We start from the raw sequence: 15315 nt of genomic DNA, 5'->3' as shown, positions 1-15315 counted from the left end.
GGGCTTCCGGCTTGGGTGGAGATGGCGGGAATCGAACCCGCGTCCGACGGTGAGGTAACAGGGCTTCTCCGGGCGCAGTCTGCTGCTTGATTTCTCAGCCCTCGCGATCACGCAGACAAGTCGCGATAGGGCTCAGTCACCTAGGTGTTCCCGCAGCCCCGGCGACGTGGGCTACGAGCAGTGGCTCTCTAGATGGCGCCAGGAACCGGGTCGAGAGCTATCCCGGGCTGACGGAGTTCGGGGCTCGCTCAGGCGGCGAGGGCGAACTCGGTGCGCTTGGAATCGGCACCTATTGGTTTGCAGAGAGCGTTTCCGAGATGACTCTGCATCCTCGGCCCGCTTCCCCTGGAACGACAACCGTCGTCGAAACCGATCATCCCCCTGTTGAGTTGTCACCGTCCCGGCACGAGGCCGGTCCGGCACGTCCATGCTACGGGGTCAACCAGGCCGGCGGCACGTTCATTCCCCGACGGCCGGCCCTCGCCCCGGAAACGGCCCAGCATCCTGCCCAGAGTCGACCTCGGCATCGACGAGCTCCTTGACGCGCCCGAGCAGCTCGATCGCCCGCATCGAGTCGGCGTGCGGGACGCCGGAGAGGTCCATCTGGAAGCTCTGCCGGTCGTGGCGGAGCTCACCGTGCAGCCGCACGATGCGTTCCGCCACGCTCTGCGGCGCGCCCACGAAGAACGCGCCGTGCCCCTGCGCCTGCGCCTCGAAGGAGATGCGGTTCGGCATGGCGAAGCCGCGTTCCGCGGCGATCGTGGCGGCGGATGCGAGCCAGTACGGGTAGAACCGCTCCCGGGCGGCCTCGTCCGTCTCGGCGAGGAAGCCCTGGCCCGAGACCCCCACCCGGTCGCCGCCGGGCGGGTGGCCGGCCTCGGCATACGCCTCCCGGTAGAGCGCCACGAGCGGGGCGAAGCGCCGCGGCTGCCCACCGATCACCGCATACTCCACCGGGAGCCCGAGCGCGCCCGTGCGCCGCGAGGAGGCGGGCGAGCCACCGGTCGCGACGGCGATCCGCAGGTGCTCCCCCAGACCCGGCTTGTCCACCGGCCTGGGAAGCACGACGGCGTCCGTGAGACCGGGCCGGAACCGGCCGGACCACGTGACCGGGTTGCCCGCGTCGATCCGCAGCAGGAGGTCGAGCTTCTCCGCGAACAACGCGTCGTAGTCCTCCAGGCTCGCCCCGAACAGCGGGAAGGACTCGACGAACGACCCGCGACCGGCGAGCAGCTCGACCCGTCCGCCGGACATCTGGTCCATCGTCGCGAACTCCTGGTACACGCGGACCGGGTCCTCGGTGGACAGCACCGTGACGGCGCTGCCCACCGTGATCCGTTGCGTGCTCGCCAGGATCGCGGCGACGACGACGCTCGGCGCCGAGATCGCGTAGTCGGGCCGGTGGTGCTCACCGATCCCGACGTGGTCCAGGCCCACCTGCTCCGCGAGCACGGCACGCTCGACCACCTCACGCAGTCGCCGGCCCGGGTCGACGCGCTCCGCGTTCGGCCGGGTGTCGAGGTCGCCGAAGGTGTAGAGGCCGAGCTCCATGTCGTGCCCAGGGGCCCTGGCCGCGACTACTTCCGGCGCGAGACGAGGTCGTCGAGCACGAGCGTGAGGCCGATGCCGAGCAGGAAGACGTCCTTGGCGATCCCGATGCCGTCCTGGCTCGGCTTGACGCTCGACCCCTCCTCGGTGAGGCCCGGGGTCTTGGTGTACATGGTGAGCAGGGCGGCCGAGAAGCCGGTGAGCCCCAGCCCGGCGAGCCAGCTGGGCACGAACGGCAGGAGCAGCGCCGCGCCGAGCGCGGTCTCCGAGGTGCTGAGCAGCTTGCCGAACTCCTTCGGCGGCAGGTCCTTCAGCTGCGGGAACGCGTTGGCCGCCATCTCCTGCAGGCCGGCGGCGTGCTCGGCCGGCAGGCCCCGCTTGCCGAGCCCGGAGTTGAGGATGAACGCACCGGCCGCCGCGCGGGCGGGGATGTGGCTGAGCTTGAGGGGCAGACCCATGGGAAGGAACCTCCAACCGATCGGACGAGGGACGGCCACAACGTAACGCGGGTACCCGATCGCCGCACGGTCGTCCCGCGGTCCTACCAGGTGCCGCCGCCCATGCCGCCGACGCCGCCGCCCACCGATCCGGTGAACCCGGACGACCCGCCGGCCCCGGTGGACCCGGCCGTCACGGCCGTGGAGGCGGCCGTCGCGAAGCTCCCGACGTTCGAGGAGAACCGGCCGGGGTCGGACCACAGCGACATGTGCACGATCGGCACGTACCAGGTCGGCTCGGGCATCGGGTGGCCCTGGACCCGCGCCGCCTCGGCGACGATCTCGGCCCACCGGTCGGCCAGCTCGAACACGATCGCGTACGGCAGGTAGCGGGAGAAGACGTCGGTACCGCCCTCCCGCTCCTCGAAGCGGATCTGCTCGGCCTCGGCGGTCTCCAGGTACTGCCGGAACCCGAGCGCCTGGGCGAGCACCGCCGTGCCGTCAGCGGTGCGCACCGGCATCGCGGTCGACGCGACGAGCAGCGCCACGCCGAGCAGCAGCGGGATGAGCACGAGCACGAGCGGGAGCTGGGTGACCCACAGGACAGGGATCGCGAGCACGCCCACCCCGAGCACCACGATCCCTCGGACGATCCACCGGTTGCGGATCTTCTGGGGGTTGCCGGCGAACCACCCGCGCTCCGTCACGGTCTCGTACAGGTCGTTCTGCGTCGCGCTCACGGTGGTCTGCAGGTCCGTACCGAGGTCGGAGAGCGTGACCTCCTCCCCCTCGGCGAAGATCCGTCCCAGGAGCGCGGCCTCGTACCTCTCCAGCCCGTCGCTGTCGGACCGCAGGCGCACCAGGCGCCAGTCCTCCGGGTCCGGTGCGGCGTCCTCGCCGTCGTCCGTGCTCTCGGCGCCCGCTCCGTCCTCGGCCTCCGGCGCGACCTCCTCGATGCGCAGGTACCCGCGCACGGCGAGGTCGATGATCGTCGCGGTGACGTCGTGACCGTGCGCCACCTCGTCCGCGAGCGTGCCGACCTCGCCCGGCCGGACGCCGTCGGGCGGGGTGAATCGCACGGCGACCGGTGCCCGCCGCGCCGTCCCGGTCTGGGCGGACTGCCCCGGGGCCGGCGTGAGCCCGGGGGTCAGGCCCAGGTAGGCCTGGTCCCGGCCGCGCCTGCGGGCGTGCAGCGCGACCGCGCCGGTGCCCGCCAGGACGGCGAGCGCCGTCACCCCACCGGTGAGGGGCGTGAGCTGGATGACGTTGGCCGGCGTGTACCGGTGCGTCAGCACCGGCTCGGCATCCTGGAAGGTCCCGGCCGGCCAGCCGACGACGACGCTCAGCCCCGTCTCGGGCTCGAGCGCGCCCTGGCGGGCCCGGACCGTGCCGCCGCTGAGGCCCAGGTCGCCGCACTCCTCCTCGGACCCGGTGCGTCCGACGTAGCAGGCGCCGCCGGTGGCGGCGGCCGGCCCGTTAACGGTGACGGTGACGTCCTCGATCGGGATCTCGAAGCCGCCGGGGGCCACCGCGTTCCAGTACAGCTCGTCGGTCCCGGCGACGTCGGGGTTGACCAGGCCGGTCGCGGTGTACTCGATGCGGTACTCGTGCCGCCCGGTGATCTCGGTGTCCTCGTCACCGACGTAGAGCTGCACGGCACCGTCCTCGCGCTCGACGCGCAGGTCGTCCGGCGCGGTCTCGGACGAGGCGGTGATCCCGGTGACGTCCAGGACGCGGTAGTGGTCCGGGTCCCCGGCGATCTCCTGCTGCTCGGCCAGTGCGAGGTAGGGCCCGTGCGCCTCGTCGGACCCGAGATCGAGCTCGAGGTCGACGACGATGCGCGCTGTGCCCCGGTCGGCCGCGAGGTCGGCGGTGATGTCCATCCGGGTGATGGTGCCGGCCTCGTCCTCCTCGTCCGCCTGTGCCGGCGTGCTCACCATGAGTCCGCCGACGAGCAGCGTCAGCAGGGCGGCCGCGCGTCTTGGTGCTCGCATCGTTCCCCCTTCGTCCCGGCCACCGTATCGACGCAGGTCGTCCGGTTCGTCCGTCCGGGGAGGGACTTCAGGCGTGCTGAGGAGGGGGCTCCTCCCCCGTGAGGAGGAGCGCTGCGCGACCGGCCGGGACGCCGCGCCAGGGCCTCAGCGGTGCTGCCGCAGGCTCATCGCCCGCTGCGCCTCCCGGAGGTCCTGCTTCTCGCGCAGGGTCTGGCGCTTGTCCCACTCCTGCTTGCCTCGGGCGAGCGCGATCTCGACCTTGGCACGGCCCTTGATGAAGTAGAGCTCGAGCGGGACGATCGTGTGGCCCTTCTCGCGGGACTTGGTGCCCAGCTTGACGATCTGGTCCTTGTGCAGGAGGAGCTTGCGCTTCCGGCGCGGCCCGTGGTTGGTCCAGGAGCCCTGCGAGTACTCGGGGATGTGGACGTTGTGCAGCCAGGCCTCGCCGCGGTTGTCGATCTCGATCCACCCCTCGACGAGCGAGGCGCGCCCCATCCGGAGCGCCTTGACCTCGGTGCCGCTGAGGGCGAGCCCGGCCTCGAAGACCTCGTCGATGTGGTAGTCGTGGCGCGCCCGCTTGTTCCGGGCGATCACCTTGCGCGCGTCGGACTCGGCCTTGGCCCGCTGCGCGGCGGTGAGCTTCTTCTCCCCGGGTGCCTTGGTGCCGGCCATGGTCGGTCCTCCTTCCTGGTGCTGCCCGCCGGGAGCGCGGCGGGCCGACCGTCAAGACTAACCGTTCTCACGCGCACGCAGCAGCAGGTTTTCGTCGCTCACGCGGCGGCAGGACCAGTGCCACGCCGCGGCCGGGGCCAGGGGTCAGCCTGCCTCGGCGAGGACGTGCCCGGCGAGATCGCGCTCGAGGTCACCGACCTCGCCGGAGCGGACGGCCCACCGGCCGGGAAGCAGCGCGTACGCCCAGTAGGCGGCCAGCACCAGCGCCCCGATGGTCAGCTCGGCCCAGGTGGGCAGGAACGAGCCGGTGACGAACCCCTCGACCAGCCCGGAGACGCCGAGGACGACGACGAGCCCCACCGCGACGGTGATGAGCGACCGGCCCTCCTGCGCGAGTGCCTGGGCGCGGCTGCGCCGTCCCGGCGCGACCGCGGTCCAGAAGAGCTTCAGGCCGGTGCCGCCCGCGATGAAGACCGCGCTCAGCTCCATCAGGCCGTGCGGGAGAATGAGCGCGAAGAAGACCTCCAGGTCGCCGTAGACCTCCATGATGGCGCCCGCCTGCCCGATGGCGACGGCGTTCTGGTAGAGCACGTAGACCGGGAAGGCGCCGGTGATGCCCAGCCCGATGCACTGCGCGGCGATCCAGGCGTTGTTCGTCCACACCTGGGCGGCGAAGTCCGGCGCGGGATAGTTGTTGTAGTAGGCGGCGAACGCCTCCTGCGCGTACTCCTCCAGCTGGGTCGGCGTCCCGAGCTGACTCATCACCGCCGGGTTCGTGGCGGCGTTGACGCCGGTCGCCACGGCAAGCGCGACGAACGCGAGGGCGACGCCGATCGTCCACCAGCGCACCCGGTAGAACGCGGCCGGCAGTGAGACCGCGAAGAAGCGCACGACGTCGGACAGCCGAAGCTCGTGCGTGCCCGCCACACGCCCGCGGGCGTGCCCGAGCAGCACGGACAGCCTGCTCACCAGCTGCGGGTCGGGCGCGGAGCTGCGCAGCGCGGACAGGTGGCCCGCGGTCGCCTGGTAGAGGCGCACGAGCTCGTCGGCCTCGGGGCCGCTGAGCTCCCGCCGCCGGCTGAGCTCCTCGAGCCGTCGCCACTGCGGCTCGTGCACGGCGGCGAAGGCGTCCGGGTCCACGTCGGTACCCTGCCACACGTGACCACGTCCGGACCCCGAGCCGCCCTGGCGAACGTGCGGCTGCAGGACGACCTCATCGTCACCGGCGAGGCTGTCGCGCTCGAGTCGCGGCCGGCCTCCGTCGGTGTGCGGGCGCTGGGCAGCGCCCTCGACGCCGCGGCGACGCTCTTCGTGGTCGTCGCGCTGGCCGCCGCCGCGTCCTCCCTGATCGGCCGGCTCAACGCCGCCCTGCAGGGCGCGTTGACCGTGCTGCTCATCGCGACGGTCACCCTCCTGGTGCCCGTCACGGTCGAGACGCTCACGCGGGGCCGCTCGCTCGGCAAGCTCGCCACCGGCGTGCGCGTCGTGCGGGACGACGGCGGACCGGTCCGGTTGCGGCACACCCTGGTCCGGGCCCTCGTGGGCCTCGGCGAGCTGTGGCTCACCGCGGGCGGGATCGCCGTCATCGCCGCGATCCTGACGCGCCGCGGCAAGCGCCTCGGCGACATGCTCGCGGGTACCTACGCGGTGCGGATCCGCGGCGACGAACGCCGCCAGCCGCCCCTGGTGATGCCGCCGGACCTGGCGGAGTGGGCCGCCTCGGCCGACATCCGGGCGCTGCCCGACGGACTCGGCCTCGCGGCGCGGCAGTTCCTCGGGCGCACCGGGACGATGGACCCGGCCGCACGCGCCGACATGGGTCGCGCCCTGGCGGCTCGGGTCGAGCCGCTCGTCTCGCCGCCACCGCCGTGGGGGACGAATCCGGAGCGGTTCCTGGCCGCCGTGCTGGTCGCCCGCCGGGACCGTGAGTACGCCACCGGCCTGCGAGCTCAGCAGCGCGACGACGCCGAGACCGCGCGACTGGCGCGCCTGCCCCACCAGGTGGCCGAGCGCTGAGCGGGCCGTACTCCTGACCTGGTCGGACGCCTAGGGCCCGGAGAGCACCGGAGCACCGTCCGTGGGCGACGTGCGGTCCGCACCGCCCACGAGGTCGCGCTTCGGCACCTCCTTGGTGGGGTCGACGAACGGCTTGGGCACCACGACGGCCTCGACGGTGCCGCCGGGCCCCGCCACCTCGAGCTGCGTGCCGATCTCGCTCTGGGCGACGGGCACCATGGCCAGCCCGATGTTCTTCTCCAGCCGCGGGGACCAGCAGGCCGACGTCACCTCGCCGACCCGCTCGCTCTCCACGGAGACCTCGAACGGCTCGATCATGCTGCCGTCGTTGTACGTGCCGAGCGGGTTGCCGCCGATCTCGAGACCGACCAGCCGGCGACTGACGCCTTCGGCCTTGATCCGGGTGAGCGCCGCCTTGCCGATGAAGTCGGCCTCCTGGTCGAGGTTGACCATCCAGTCGTAGCCCATGCCGACCTCGAACGGGTTGGTGTCGAACGTGATGTCCGCGCCGAACGCGAGCATGCCGGCCTCGATCCGCCGGATGTGGCAAGGGCCGATGGGCACCAGCCCGTGCGGCTGGCCGGCCTCCCAGACCCGCTGCCACAGCCGCACCCCGTCACGGGAGGCGTTCTGCACGTAGATCTCGAAGCCCGCCTCCCCGCTGTAGCCCGTGCGGGAGACGATCACCTGCATGCCGTCGAGCTCGTACCGGGCCAGCCGGTAGTAGCCGACGTCGAGGACGGAGGGGCCGAACAGGTCCCGCATGACGTCGGGCGAGCGCGGGCCCTGGACCTGCACGGGTGCGGCGTCGGCCTCACGGATCTGCACGTCGTAGCCCAGCCCGTGGGCCACGCCGCGCGCCCACAGCAGGATGTCGCTGTCCGCGAGGGAGAGCCAGAAGTGGTTCTCGTCCAGCCGGAGCAGGACGGGATCGTTGAGGATGCCGCCGTCGGAGTCGGTGAGGAACACGTACTTGCACTGCCCGACAGCGCAGCGGCTCAGGTCGCGGGTGACGAGGTAGTTGGTGAAGTCGAACGCGTCCGGCCCGGTGATCTCGACCTGGCGCTCGACGCCGACGTCCCACAGCGTCACACCGGTCAGCAGGGACCAGTACTCCGCGAGGGGATCGCCGTAGTGACGAGCGTGGTAGGTGCGGTTGTAGACGCTGTACATCGCGACGCCGTGCTGGCGCGAGGCGTGGAAGAACGGGGACTTGCGGATCCGTGGGTAGAGCAGGACTCGAGGGTCAGTGTTGATGGGCATCGTCGCCTCCTCCCGGGGTGGTACGCCTTTCGTAGCATCGGGTTGCGCACAGCGCAATGGGTTGCGCGATGCGCAACGCCAAATCCACGGTCCGACGGCGTGACTCACCTAGGCTTCGAGCCATGAGCGTCAGCACCGACCGCCCCGCCCGACCGGTCCAGTCCGTCGACCGCGCGCTGCGCGTCCTGGAGATCCTCGTACGGGAGGAGGAGGCCTCCCTGGGCGAGCTGGCTCGGGAGATCGGCGTGCACAAGTCGACGATCTCCCGGCTGGTGGACGTCCTGTCCGGGCACGACCTGGTGGAGCCGCCCGAGGGTCAGGGCGGCTACCGCCTCGGCATCGGGTGCCTGCGGCTCGCGGGCGCCACCGCGGGGCGGCTGAGCGTGGCGGCCGAGGCGCAACCGGTGTGCGACCGGCTCGCGGCCGAGCTGGACGAGACCTGCAACGTGGCGATCCTGTCCAGCGGGATGGCCGTCAACGTGTGCCAGGCCGAGGGCTCGACCACGATCGGGACCCGGAACTGGATCGGGCAGCGCACCCCCGCGCACGCCACCTCGAACGGCAAGGTCCTCCTCGCCCACCTCCCCGAGGAGGAGCTGCGGGAGATGCTCACCCGGCGCCTCGAGCGGTTCACCGCGCGGACCATCACCGCGCCCGCCGCGCTGCGGCAGGAGCTGCGGCAGGTGCGCGAGCAGGGGCATGCGTTCGCGCACGAGGAGTTCGAGGAGGGGCTGCACGCCGTCGCGGCACCGATCCACGACCACACCGGCTCGGTGGTCGCGGCGCTCAGCGCCGCCGGCCCCGGCTACCGGCTGACCGAGGAGGAGCTCCCCCGGGTGCGGGACGCCGTCGTCGCGGGTGCGGCGGAGGTGTCCCGGCGGTTGGGCGGTCCCGCGGCCTGAGCTCGCCGGAGGCCGCCCTTCCTCAGCCCTTCGTCCGGGCGTTCTCGGGGTCGAAGGGCGGGGTCCTGCCCACCTCGAGCACCTCGACCGGCAGCCGCTCGCCCAGGTAGTCCACGACGAGACTGGTGCCGGGGACCGCCTGCTCCGGCGGCAGGTAGGCGAGCAGCAGGTACCGACCCAGCGAGGGCGCCGGGCCGGCACTGGTGACGTAGGAACGCCGGCCGCGGCCGTCGCGCAGCGGTGCACCGTCCGGCATGAGCACGGGCTCGTTCCCGGTCGGGTACCGCGCCACCTCCTCGTCCAGCGCGAGCGTGCACAACGTCGTGGTCGGCGTGCGGTCCCGGGCGGCGAGGTAGGCCGCCTTGCCGACGAAGTCCGCGTCCTTCACCCGCGGGAGCGCCAGCCCGGCCTCGACGGGGTCGTAGTCCGGTGACAGCTCGGCCCCCATGAGCCGGTAGGCCTTCTCCAGCCGGCCGGTCGTGCCGTACACGCCGGCTCCGGCAGCGATCAGCCCGTGCGTCCGACCCGCCCGCCACAGGGCGTCCCACAGCGGGAGGCCGTGCTCGGTGGGCACGTGGATCTCCCAGCCGAGGTCGCCGACGTAGGAGATGCGCAGCAGCAGCGCCGGGACGCCGGCAAGGACCACCTCGCGGGCGGTGCCGAACGGGAACGCCTCGTCGGAGAGGTCGCTGCCGGGGTGCTCCTGGGCCGGCCCGTCGTCCAGGAGCGCGGAGGCGATGTCGCGGGCGCGCGGGCCCCACAGCCCCAGTGCGCAGGTCGCCGAGGTGAGGTCGGTCAGCGTGACCGTGTCCTCGGCGTGCGCGGCGAACCATGCCAGGTCCCGGCCGCCGTCGGCCGCGCCGGTGATGACGCGGAAGTGCTGCTCGCCCAGGCGCACGATCGTCAGGTCGGCGCGGAAGCCGCCGCGGGGGTCGAGCAGCGGGGTGTAGATCACCCGGCCCACCGGCCGGTCGGCCTGCGCCACCGCGAGACGCTGGACGAGGTCGAGCGCCCCGGACCCCGTCACGTCGAAGACGGCGAACGCGGACAGGTCGAACAGCCCGGCCCGCTCGCGCATGGCGAGGTGCTCCGCCTCGATGACCGGCGACCACCACCGCGCGTCCCACTCGTGACGCCGCTCGGGGATGCGGGCACCGTACTCGGAGAGCAGCGGCTCGTTGGCGGCGTACCACTGCGGCCGCTCCCAGCCGGCGGCCTCGTAGAGCTCGGCACCGAGCTCGACCTCGCGCGGGTGGAACGGGCTGGTGCGCAGCGGGCGGTTCGTGCCCCACTGCTCGCGCGGGTGGCTGATCCCGTAGATCTTCGGGAAGCCCTCGGCGGCGCGGGCGCGGACGTGGTGGGTGGTGCGCTGGTGCGGGTAGAGCCGGGCGATGTCCGCGCCGTGCACGTCGACCTCGCTGGCGCCGTCGGTGAGCAGCTCCGCGACCGCCCGGGCGGCGCCGGGCGCCTCCTTGATCCACACCGCGGCGGCCGACCACAGCCCGCGGACCTCCGGGGTCTCACCCAGCAGCGGCGAGCCGTCCGGGGTGAGGGAGAGCAGGCCGTTGATGGCGTCCTTCGGCCGCACGTCCTCGCGGTCGAGGAGAGCGGGGAAGAGCTCGCGGGCGGCCTGCAGCTGCGGCACGAAGTCCTCCTCGGTGAACGGCATCCGGGTCGGTGAGGTCTGCGGCCCGGCGCCGAGCGGGGGGATCTCGGCCGGGTGGTGCAGGATCGGCCGGTGCGCGTAGGAGCCGACCTCCAGGTCGGCGCCACGCTGCCGCTCGTACATCTTGTGGTCCATGTCGCGCACCAGCGGGAAGCTGATGACCTCACCGCCGGCGGCCAGCTCCGGGATCGGGCCGAGGTCCATCATCTGGTGCACCGCCGGGGTCAGCGGGATCCGTGCGCCGGCCAGGGCGGCCACGGCGGGACTCCAGACCCCGCACGCGACCACGACAGTCTCCGTCTCGATCCGGCCGCGGTCGGTGCGCACTCCCACCACGCGCGGTCGTCCGCGCGGACCGGGCAGGGTGTCGATGCCGACCACCTCGGTGCGGTCCAGCACGGTGAGCGCCCCGGCGTCGGCGGCACGGCCACGCATGAGCTCGCCGGCCCGCAACGGGTCGACGACGGCGCCGGTGGGGGTGTGGAACCCGGCGCGCAGCAGGTCCTCGCGCACCCACGGCACGAGCTCCTTGATCCGGCCCGGCCCGACGAGCTCCGCCTCCACGCCCCACGCGAGGGCCGAGGAGACGCGGCGGCGAAGCTCCTGGTGACGTTCGGCGCTACGCGCCACCTCGATCCCCCCGCAGGTGATGAGGACGTCCAGCTCGGCGTACTGCCGCATCGAGTCGAGCGTGAGCTCGGTGATCTCCTTGGAGTGGTCCACCGGGAAGACGAAGTTCGACGCGTGGCCCGTCGATCCGCCCGGGTCCGGCAAGTGACCCTTCTCCAGGAGCACGACGTCGCGCCAGCCCAGGTCCGCGAGGTGCCGGACCAGCGCGCTTCCGACGATTCCGGCGCCGACGACCACCACGTCGGCACGCTCGGGGAGGGTCTCCATCGGTCCGCCTCCGTCCGTGAGGGCGCTGATATCCTCACGATATATCAGAGGAGGTGGCGGTGACCATGCCCCGGAGCGAGCCGTCCGGACGGCCTGACGCCGCCGACGCCGCAGACCTCGCCGACCTCACCGTGCTCGGACCGACCCGGGGTGGGACGGTCAGCCGGGCGGAGGCCGCCTACTACCGGATACGCGATCTGGTCGTGACGCTCGAGCTGCCGCCCGGCGCGCCGCTGCACGAACCCGAGCTGATGGCGCGGCTCGATCTCGGCCGCACCCCCGTCCGCGAGGCGCTGCGCCGGCTCGCGGACGACGGGCTGGTGACCATCTGGCCGCGGCGCGGCATGGCCGTGGCCACGGTGGACGCGCGCGACCTGGCCGGCATCGCCGAGGTCCGCGTGGAGCTCGAGCCGCTGGCGGCGCGGCTCGCCGCCGGGCGGGCGGGCGAGCCGCAACGCCGGCAGGCCGAGGAGCTGGCGGGCGAGGTCGCGCAGGTCGGGGAGGATCCGCTCCCGTTGATCCGCCTGGACCAGAGGGTGCACCGGTTCCTCTACGACACTGCCGCGAACCGGTTCCTCGCGGCCACGCTCGAGGAGTACCTCGTGCTCAGCGTCCGGCTGTGGTTCCTCGGCCTGGACCGCGTGGGCCGCCTCGAGGAGGCGGTCGGCGAGCACCGGGAGGTGCTGACCGCCGTCGCAGCCGGTGACGCCGAACGTGCCGCGGACGCCGTGCGGGAGCACGTCCGGGCGTTCCACGCCGCGATCGCGCGCGTCCTGTCCGGCTGGTGAGCCCTGGGCTGCCGCCGGCGGGCGCCCAGGTGCGCGACCGCCGGCCGGGTGAGACGCTTCACGTGAGGTCTGTGGACCGTCTCACCTCTCGTTCCGGCCGCGACCGGGACGGGTTAGCGTGGCACGGCCACCGACCCGGAGAGCGAGGCATGAGCAGACGACTCGTGGTGACGGCCGACGACCTCGGTCTCGGTCCACGCACGAACGAGGCCATCGTGGATCTGGCCCGCCAGGGGCGGATCACCTCCACGACGCTGATGCCCGTCGCCCCCGGCGCCCGGGACGCCGCCCGCCGCGTCCGCGCCGCGAGCCTGCCGGACCCCCGGCTGCACGTGACGCTGACCAGCGCCCGGGAGCTCACGCCGTGGCGCCCCCTCGCCGGCGACGTCGGGTCACTGACCGACGCCGGCGGCTCGTTCCACGTGCTGCCCGCCCGGGTGCACGGCTCGGCCGAGCCCGACCACCTGCGCACCGAGATGCGGGCGCAGCTCGCCTGGATGCATGCCGAGGGACTGCGGCCGCAGGCACTCGACTCCCACTCCGGCAGCCTCTACGGCCGCCGCGGCATGGACTCGGCCCTGCGGTTCTGCGCCGAGCACTCCCTCGGGTTCCGCCTGCCGCGCCGCCTCCCGCGGCTCGCCCGCGCCGGCATGCGCGGGCGGCTGCGCCGCCGGTACGACCAGGCGGTCGCGACGGCGCACGACCTGGGGCTGCGGCTGCCCGAGACACTGGTCGGCGCCTGGCTCCCCGGCCGGCTGCTGGTGAGCTACGCACACCTGCGTGCCCACGTGCTGGGCCAGCTGCGTGCCATCCCCGACGGCGTCTCCGAGCTGATCCTGCATCCCGCCCCGGCCTCCGCGGGCCGGCTACTCCACCCCGCCGAGGGCCGCAAGCGGGCGTGGGAGCTGCGGCTGCTGCGCGACCCCGAGTTCCGCGCCGTGCTTCGGCGGGAGCGGATCGGGCTCGTCCCGGCCTGGTGAGGGGCGGGCTCAGGCCTCGAGCCGGAGGGCCTGCCGCCAGCTGAGCGCCGTCCCGCCCTGCAGCACCGCACGGGTGTAGATCCGCTCCCCGAGCCGGACCAGCAGGTAGGCCGCGACGACGTTCAGGAGCAGGGCCACGACGGACTGCCAGACGGGCACACCACCGCTGAGCATCCGCACGGGCATCGCCACGGTGGAGACCACCGGGACGAACGAGGCGACGGTCAGCCATGTGCCCGTGGCGAAGATCCCGGCGAACGTGGCCACCATGATCACCATCATCACCGGGCCGGTGTTGGAGTTGAGGTCCTCCGTGCGGCTGGCCAGCGAGCCGAGGACGCCCCAGACGGCGGCCAGGGCGAAGAAGCCGACGACGAAGAACACCACGAACCAGCCGGCGGCGCCGAGCAGGAAGCCGATGTCGGAGACGAGGTCGGTGAAGTTGAGCGCGACGAGGCCGACGGTCGCGTACAGCGCGATCTGGGCGAGGGCCAGCGCCGAGTTGCCGATGACCTTGCCGTAGAGCAGCTGCCGGATCGGGATGGCGGTGGCCAGGATCTCCACGACGCGGTTCTGCTTCTCCTCCAGCACCGACGTCGCGATCGTCATGCCGAACATGATCGCGGCCATGTAGAAGAGGAACGCGAAGGCGAGGCTGACGACGTACCTCAGCACCGGGTTCTCGGCGTCGGGGTCCAGGAGCTGTGTGGTGACCTCCGACCCCGCGGTCAGCTCCGCCGTGGAGGTGCCCATCGACTGGGCGTTCCGTTCCAGGACGTCCGCGGCGACGGCGTCGCGCAGCAGGCCCTCGAGCGAGGTGTCGACCTCGCTGAAGCCGACGACGGCCCAGCCGTCATCGCCCGGCAGCAGCGCGGCGTCCGCGTCCTCCGACTCGACGGCGGCGCGCGCCGCGCCGGCGTCGGGATGCTCCGCGACGGCGACCGAGTCGCCCGCCGCCCCGGCGGCCTGGTCCGCGGTCTGGACGATCCGCGCGGCGTCGTCGTCGACGACGGCGACGGTGTACTCCGAGCTGCGCGAGCCGAACCACGTCGACACCGCGACCGCGCCGGCCATCATGACGAGCGTGACGAAGGTCGAGATCACGAAGTTGCGGTCCCGGAGCTTGACCATGACCTCGCGCACGGCGACGACGAGCCACGGCCGCTGGACGGAGCCGGTGCTCTCGACGGTCGTCTCTGGGGTCTCGGTCGTGGTGGTCATCGCACGGCCTCTCGGTAGATCTCGGACAGGGTGGGGACGATCGCGGTGAGCTCGGTGAGCCCACGCTCCGCGGCGGCACGGACGAGATGCTCGCGGGCGGCGTCGTCGGCGAACTGGACGATCGCCGTCGGGCCGGCGACGTCGAGCACCTCGACGCCGGCGGCGCCGCGCACCCAGCCGGCGTCCTCGGCGGTGGTCACGCGGTACCGCCGCGGGCCACGCGCCCGGAGGTCCTCGCTGGTGCCGGCGGCGCGGACCCGGCCCCCGGCCAGCACGACGAGGGAGTCGCAGAGCCGGTCGACCAGGTCGAGCTGGTGGGAGGAGAACAGGACCGGCACGCCCTTGCGGGTCCGCTCCCGCAGCAGGTCCACCATGGAGTCCACCGCGACCGGGTCGAGGCCGGAGAACGGCTCGTCGAGGATCAGCGCGGCCGGGTCGTGCAGCAGGGAGGCCGCCACCTGGACCCGCTGCTGGTTGCCGAGCGAGAGCGCCTCGAGCTTGTCCTTCAGGCGCTCGCCCAGGCCGAACCGCTCCAGCAGCTCCGCCGCCTCGGCGGCGGCGTCGCGACGCGTCATGCCGCGCAGCTGGCCGAGGTACACGAGCTGGTCGAGCACCGGCTGCTTGGGGTACAGGCCACGCTCCTCCGGCATGTAGCCGAACCCGGCCCGGTCCGCGTTGGTGATCGGGCGGCCGTCCCAGCGGACCTCACCCTGGTGGATGGCCAGCACCCCCATGATCATCCGCATGGTGGTGGTCTTGCCCGCCCCGTTCGCCCCGACGAACCCGGTCATCCGACCGGGCTCGACGACGAAGGAGACGGTGTCGACGGCGGTCTTGTCGCCGAAACGGCGGGTGAGGTCCATGACCTCCAGCGCCGGTGCGGAGCTCAGCATCTCCACGCTCCCTTCCTCTTCTGCGACGAGCCTAGGAA

Annotated in this window: 13 protein-coding genes and 1 other RNA gene; 4 read left to right on the top strand and 10 right to left on the bottom strand. The window is 72.9% G+C overall.

The features are described from left to right. Positions 1-13 precede the first annotated feature (13 nt). The 6 genes from ssrA to ACFQQL_RS08195 form a co-directional block, all read right to left on the bottom strand. Positions 14-381: a transfer-messenger RNA gene (ssrA, locus tag ACFQQL_RS08220) on the bottom strand. A 78-nt stretch (positions 382-459) separates the two neighbouring features. Next, complete coding sequence (locus ACFQQL_RS08215; protein ID WP_382393107.1) at positions 460-1551, bottom strand: LLM class flavin-dependent oxidoreductase; 1092 nt, start codon at positions 1549-1551, stop codon at positions 460-462. A gap of 26 nt (positions 1552-1577) precedes the next feature. After that, positions 1578-2006, bottom strand: coding sequence for a hypothetical protein (locus ACFQQL_RS08210; protein ID WP_382393105.1), 429 nt, complete (start codon positions 2004-2006; stop codon positions 1578-1580). An 83-nt stretch (positions 2007-2089) separates the two neighbouring features. Then, the gene (locus tag ACFQQL_RS08205) at positions 2090-3979 is read right to left on the bottom strand and encodes a DUF2207 domain-containing protein (protein WP_382393103.1); all 1890 of its coding nucleotides are present in this window, start codon (positions 3977-3979) and stop codon (positions 2090-2092) included. Between the two features lie 144 nt (positions 3980-4123). Then, a complete protein-coding gene (gene smpB, locus ACFQQL_RS08200; protein WP_382393101.1) occupies positions 4124-4651 on the bottom strand; it encodes an SsrA-binding protein SmpB in 528 nt (175 codons plus the stop codon). Positions 4652-4795: 144 nt separating this feature from the next. After that, the gene (locus tag ACFQQL_RS08195; RefSeq protein WP_465254033.1) at positions 4796-5791 is read right to left on the bottom strand and encodes a stage II sporulation protein M; all 996 of its coding nucleotides are present in this window, start codon (positions 5789-5791) and stop codon (positions 4796-4798) included. An 18-nt stretch (positions 5792-5809) separates the two neighbouring features. Between ACFQQL_RS08195 and ACFQQL_RS08190 the strand changes: the two genes are divergently transcribed. Next, complete coding sequence (locus ACFQQL_RS08190) at positions 5810-6667, top strand: RDD family protein (RefSeq protein ID WP_382393097.1); 858 nt, start codon at positions 5810-5812, stop codon at positions 6665-6667. 30 nt (positions 6668-6697) lie between these two features. Here ACFQQL_RS08190 and ACFQQL_RS08185 read toward each other — a convergent pair whose 3' ends face one another. Next, positions 6698-7930, bottom strand: a complete 1233-nt coding sequence (locus ACFQQL_RS08185; protein WP_382393095.1) for a glycine cleavage T C-terminal barrel domain-containing protein — start codon at positions 7928-7930, stop codon at positions 6698-6700. 122 nt (positions 7931-8052) lie between these two features. Between ACFQQL_RS08185 and ACFQQL_RS08180 the strand changes: the two genes are divergently transcribed. Next, the gene (locus tag ACFQQL_RS08180) at positions 8053-8832 is read left to right on the top strand and encodes an IclR family transcriptional regulator (RefSeq protein WP_382393093.1); all 780 of its coding nucleotides are present in this window, start codon (positions 8053-8055) and stop codon (positions 8830-8832) included. 22 nt (positions 8833-8854) lie between these two features. Here ACFQQL_RS08180 and ACFQQL_RS08175 read toward each other — a convergent pair whose 3' ends face one another. Next, positions 8855-11395, bottom strand: coding sequence for a GcvT family protein (locus ACFQQL_RS08175; protein WP_382393091.1), 2541 nt, complete (start codon positions 11393-11395; stop codon positions 8855-8857). 65 nt (positions 11396-11460) lie between these two features. Here ACFQQL_RS08175 and ACFQQL_RS08170 point away from each other — a divergent pair, with 65 nt between their 5' ends. Both ACFQQL_RS08170 and ACFQQL_RS08165 read left to right on the top strand, forming a co-directional pair. Beyond that, positions 11461-12183 carry a GntR family transcriptional regulator gene (locus tag ACFQQL_RS08170; RefSeq protein ID WP_382393810.1) on the top strand — a complete coding sequence of 241 codons (723 nt, stop codon included), beginning with the start codon at positions 11461-11463 and terminating at the stop codon, positions 12181-12183. Between the two features lie 149 nt (positions 12184-12332). Beyond that, positions 12333-13163, top strand: a complete 831-nt coding sequence (locus tag ACFQQL_RS08165) for a ChbG/HpnK family deacetylase (protein WP_382393089.1) — start codon at positions 12333-12335, stop codon at positions 13161-13163. A 9-nt stretch (positions 13164-13172) separates the two neighbouring features. Here the strand turns inward: ACFQQL_RS08165 and ACFQQL_RS08160 are convergent, their stop codons facing one another. Together ACFQQL_RS08160 and ACFQQL_RS08155 are read right to left on the bottom strand one after the other, a co-directional pair. Beyond that, positions 13173-14384: an ABC transporter permease gene (locus ACFQQL_RS08160; RefSeq protein ID WP_382393087.1), complete on the bottom strand. Its 1212-nt coding sequence runs from the start codon at positions 14382-14384 to the stop codon at positions 13173-13175. Further along, positions 14381-15277: an ABC transporter ATP-binding protein gene (locus tag ACFQQL_RS08155; RefSeq protein ID WP_382393808.1), complete on the bottom strand. Its 897-nt coding sequence runs from the start codon at positions 15275-15277 to the stop codon at positions 14381-14383. The genes ACFQQL_RS08160 and ACFQQL_RS08155 overlap by 4 nt, the downstream gene beginning before the upstream one ends. Positions 15278-15315: the final 38 nt, after the last annotated feature.

It is taken from the genome of Georgenia alba, assembly GCF_042665525.1.
Classification (GTDB): Bacteria; Actinomycetota; Actinomycetes; order Actinomycetales; family Actinomycetaceae; genus Allobogoriella; species Allobogoriella alba.
Note: the sequence above shows the minus strand (reverse complement) of the source record. Positions and strands in the feature narration are given on the sequence as shown.

What these genes read in the sequence shown, in the direction of transcription:
- ACFQQL_RS08215 (WP_382393107.1), bottom strand. Translation starts at nt 1,551, where the DNA reads ATGGAGCTCGGCCTCTACACCTTCGGCGACCTCGACACCCGGCCGAAC.
- ACFQQL_RS08210 (WP_382393105.1), bottom strand. Translation starts at nt 2,006, where the DNA reads ATGGGTCTGCCCCTCAAGCTCAGCCACATCCCCGCCCGCGCGGCGGCC.
- ACFQQL_RS08205 (WP_382393103.1), bottom strand. Translation starts at nt 3,979, where the DNA reads ATGCGAGCACCAAGACGCGCGGCCGCCCTGCTGACGCTGCTCGTCGGC.
- smpB (WP_382393101.1), bottom strand. Translation starts at nt 4,651, where the DNA reads ATGGCCGGCACCAAGGCACCCGGGGAGAAGAAGCTCACCGCCGCGCAG.
- ACFQQL_RS08185 (WP_382393095.1), bottom strand. Translation starts at nt 7,930, where the DNA reads ATGCCCATCAACACTGACCCTCGAGTCCTGCTCTACCCACGGATCCGC.
- ACFQQL_RS08180 (WP_382393093.1), top strand. Translation starts at nt 8,053, where the DNA reads ATGAGCGTCAGCACCGACCGCCCCGCCCGACCGGTCCAGTCCGTCGAC.
- ACFQQL_RS08175 (WP_382393091.1), bottom strand. Translation starts at nt 11,395, where the DNA reads ATGGAGACCCTCCCCGAGCGTGCCGACGTGGTGGTCGTCGGCGCCGGA.
- ACFQQL_RS08170 (WP_382393810.1), top strand. Translation starts at nt 11,461, where the DNA reads ATGCCCCGGAGCGAGCCGTCCGGACGGCCTGACGCCGCCGACGCCGCA.
- ACFQQL_RS08165 (WP_382393089.1), top strand. Translation starts at nt 12,333, where the DNA reads ATGAGCAGACGACTCGTGGTGACGGCCGACGACCTCGGTCTCGGTCCA.
- ACFQQL_RS08160 (WP_382393087.1), bottom strand. Translation starts at nt 14,384, where the DNA reads ATGACCACCACGACCGAGACCCCAGAGACGACCGTCGAGAGCACCGGC.
- ACFQQL_RS08155 (WP_382393808.1), bottom strand. Translation starts at nt 15,277, where the DNA reads ATGCTGAGCTCCGCACCGGCGCTGGAGGTCATGGACCTCACCCGCCGT.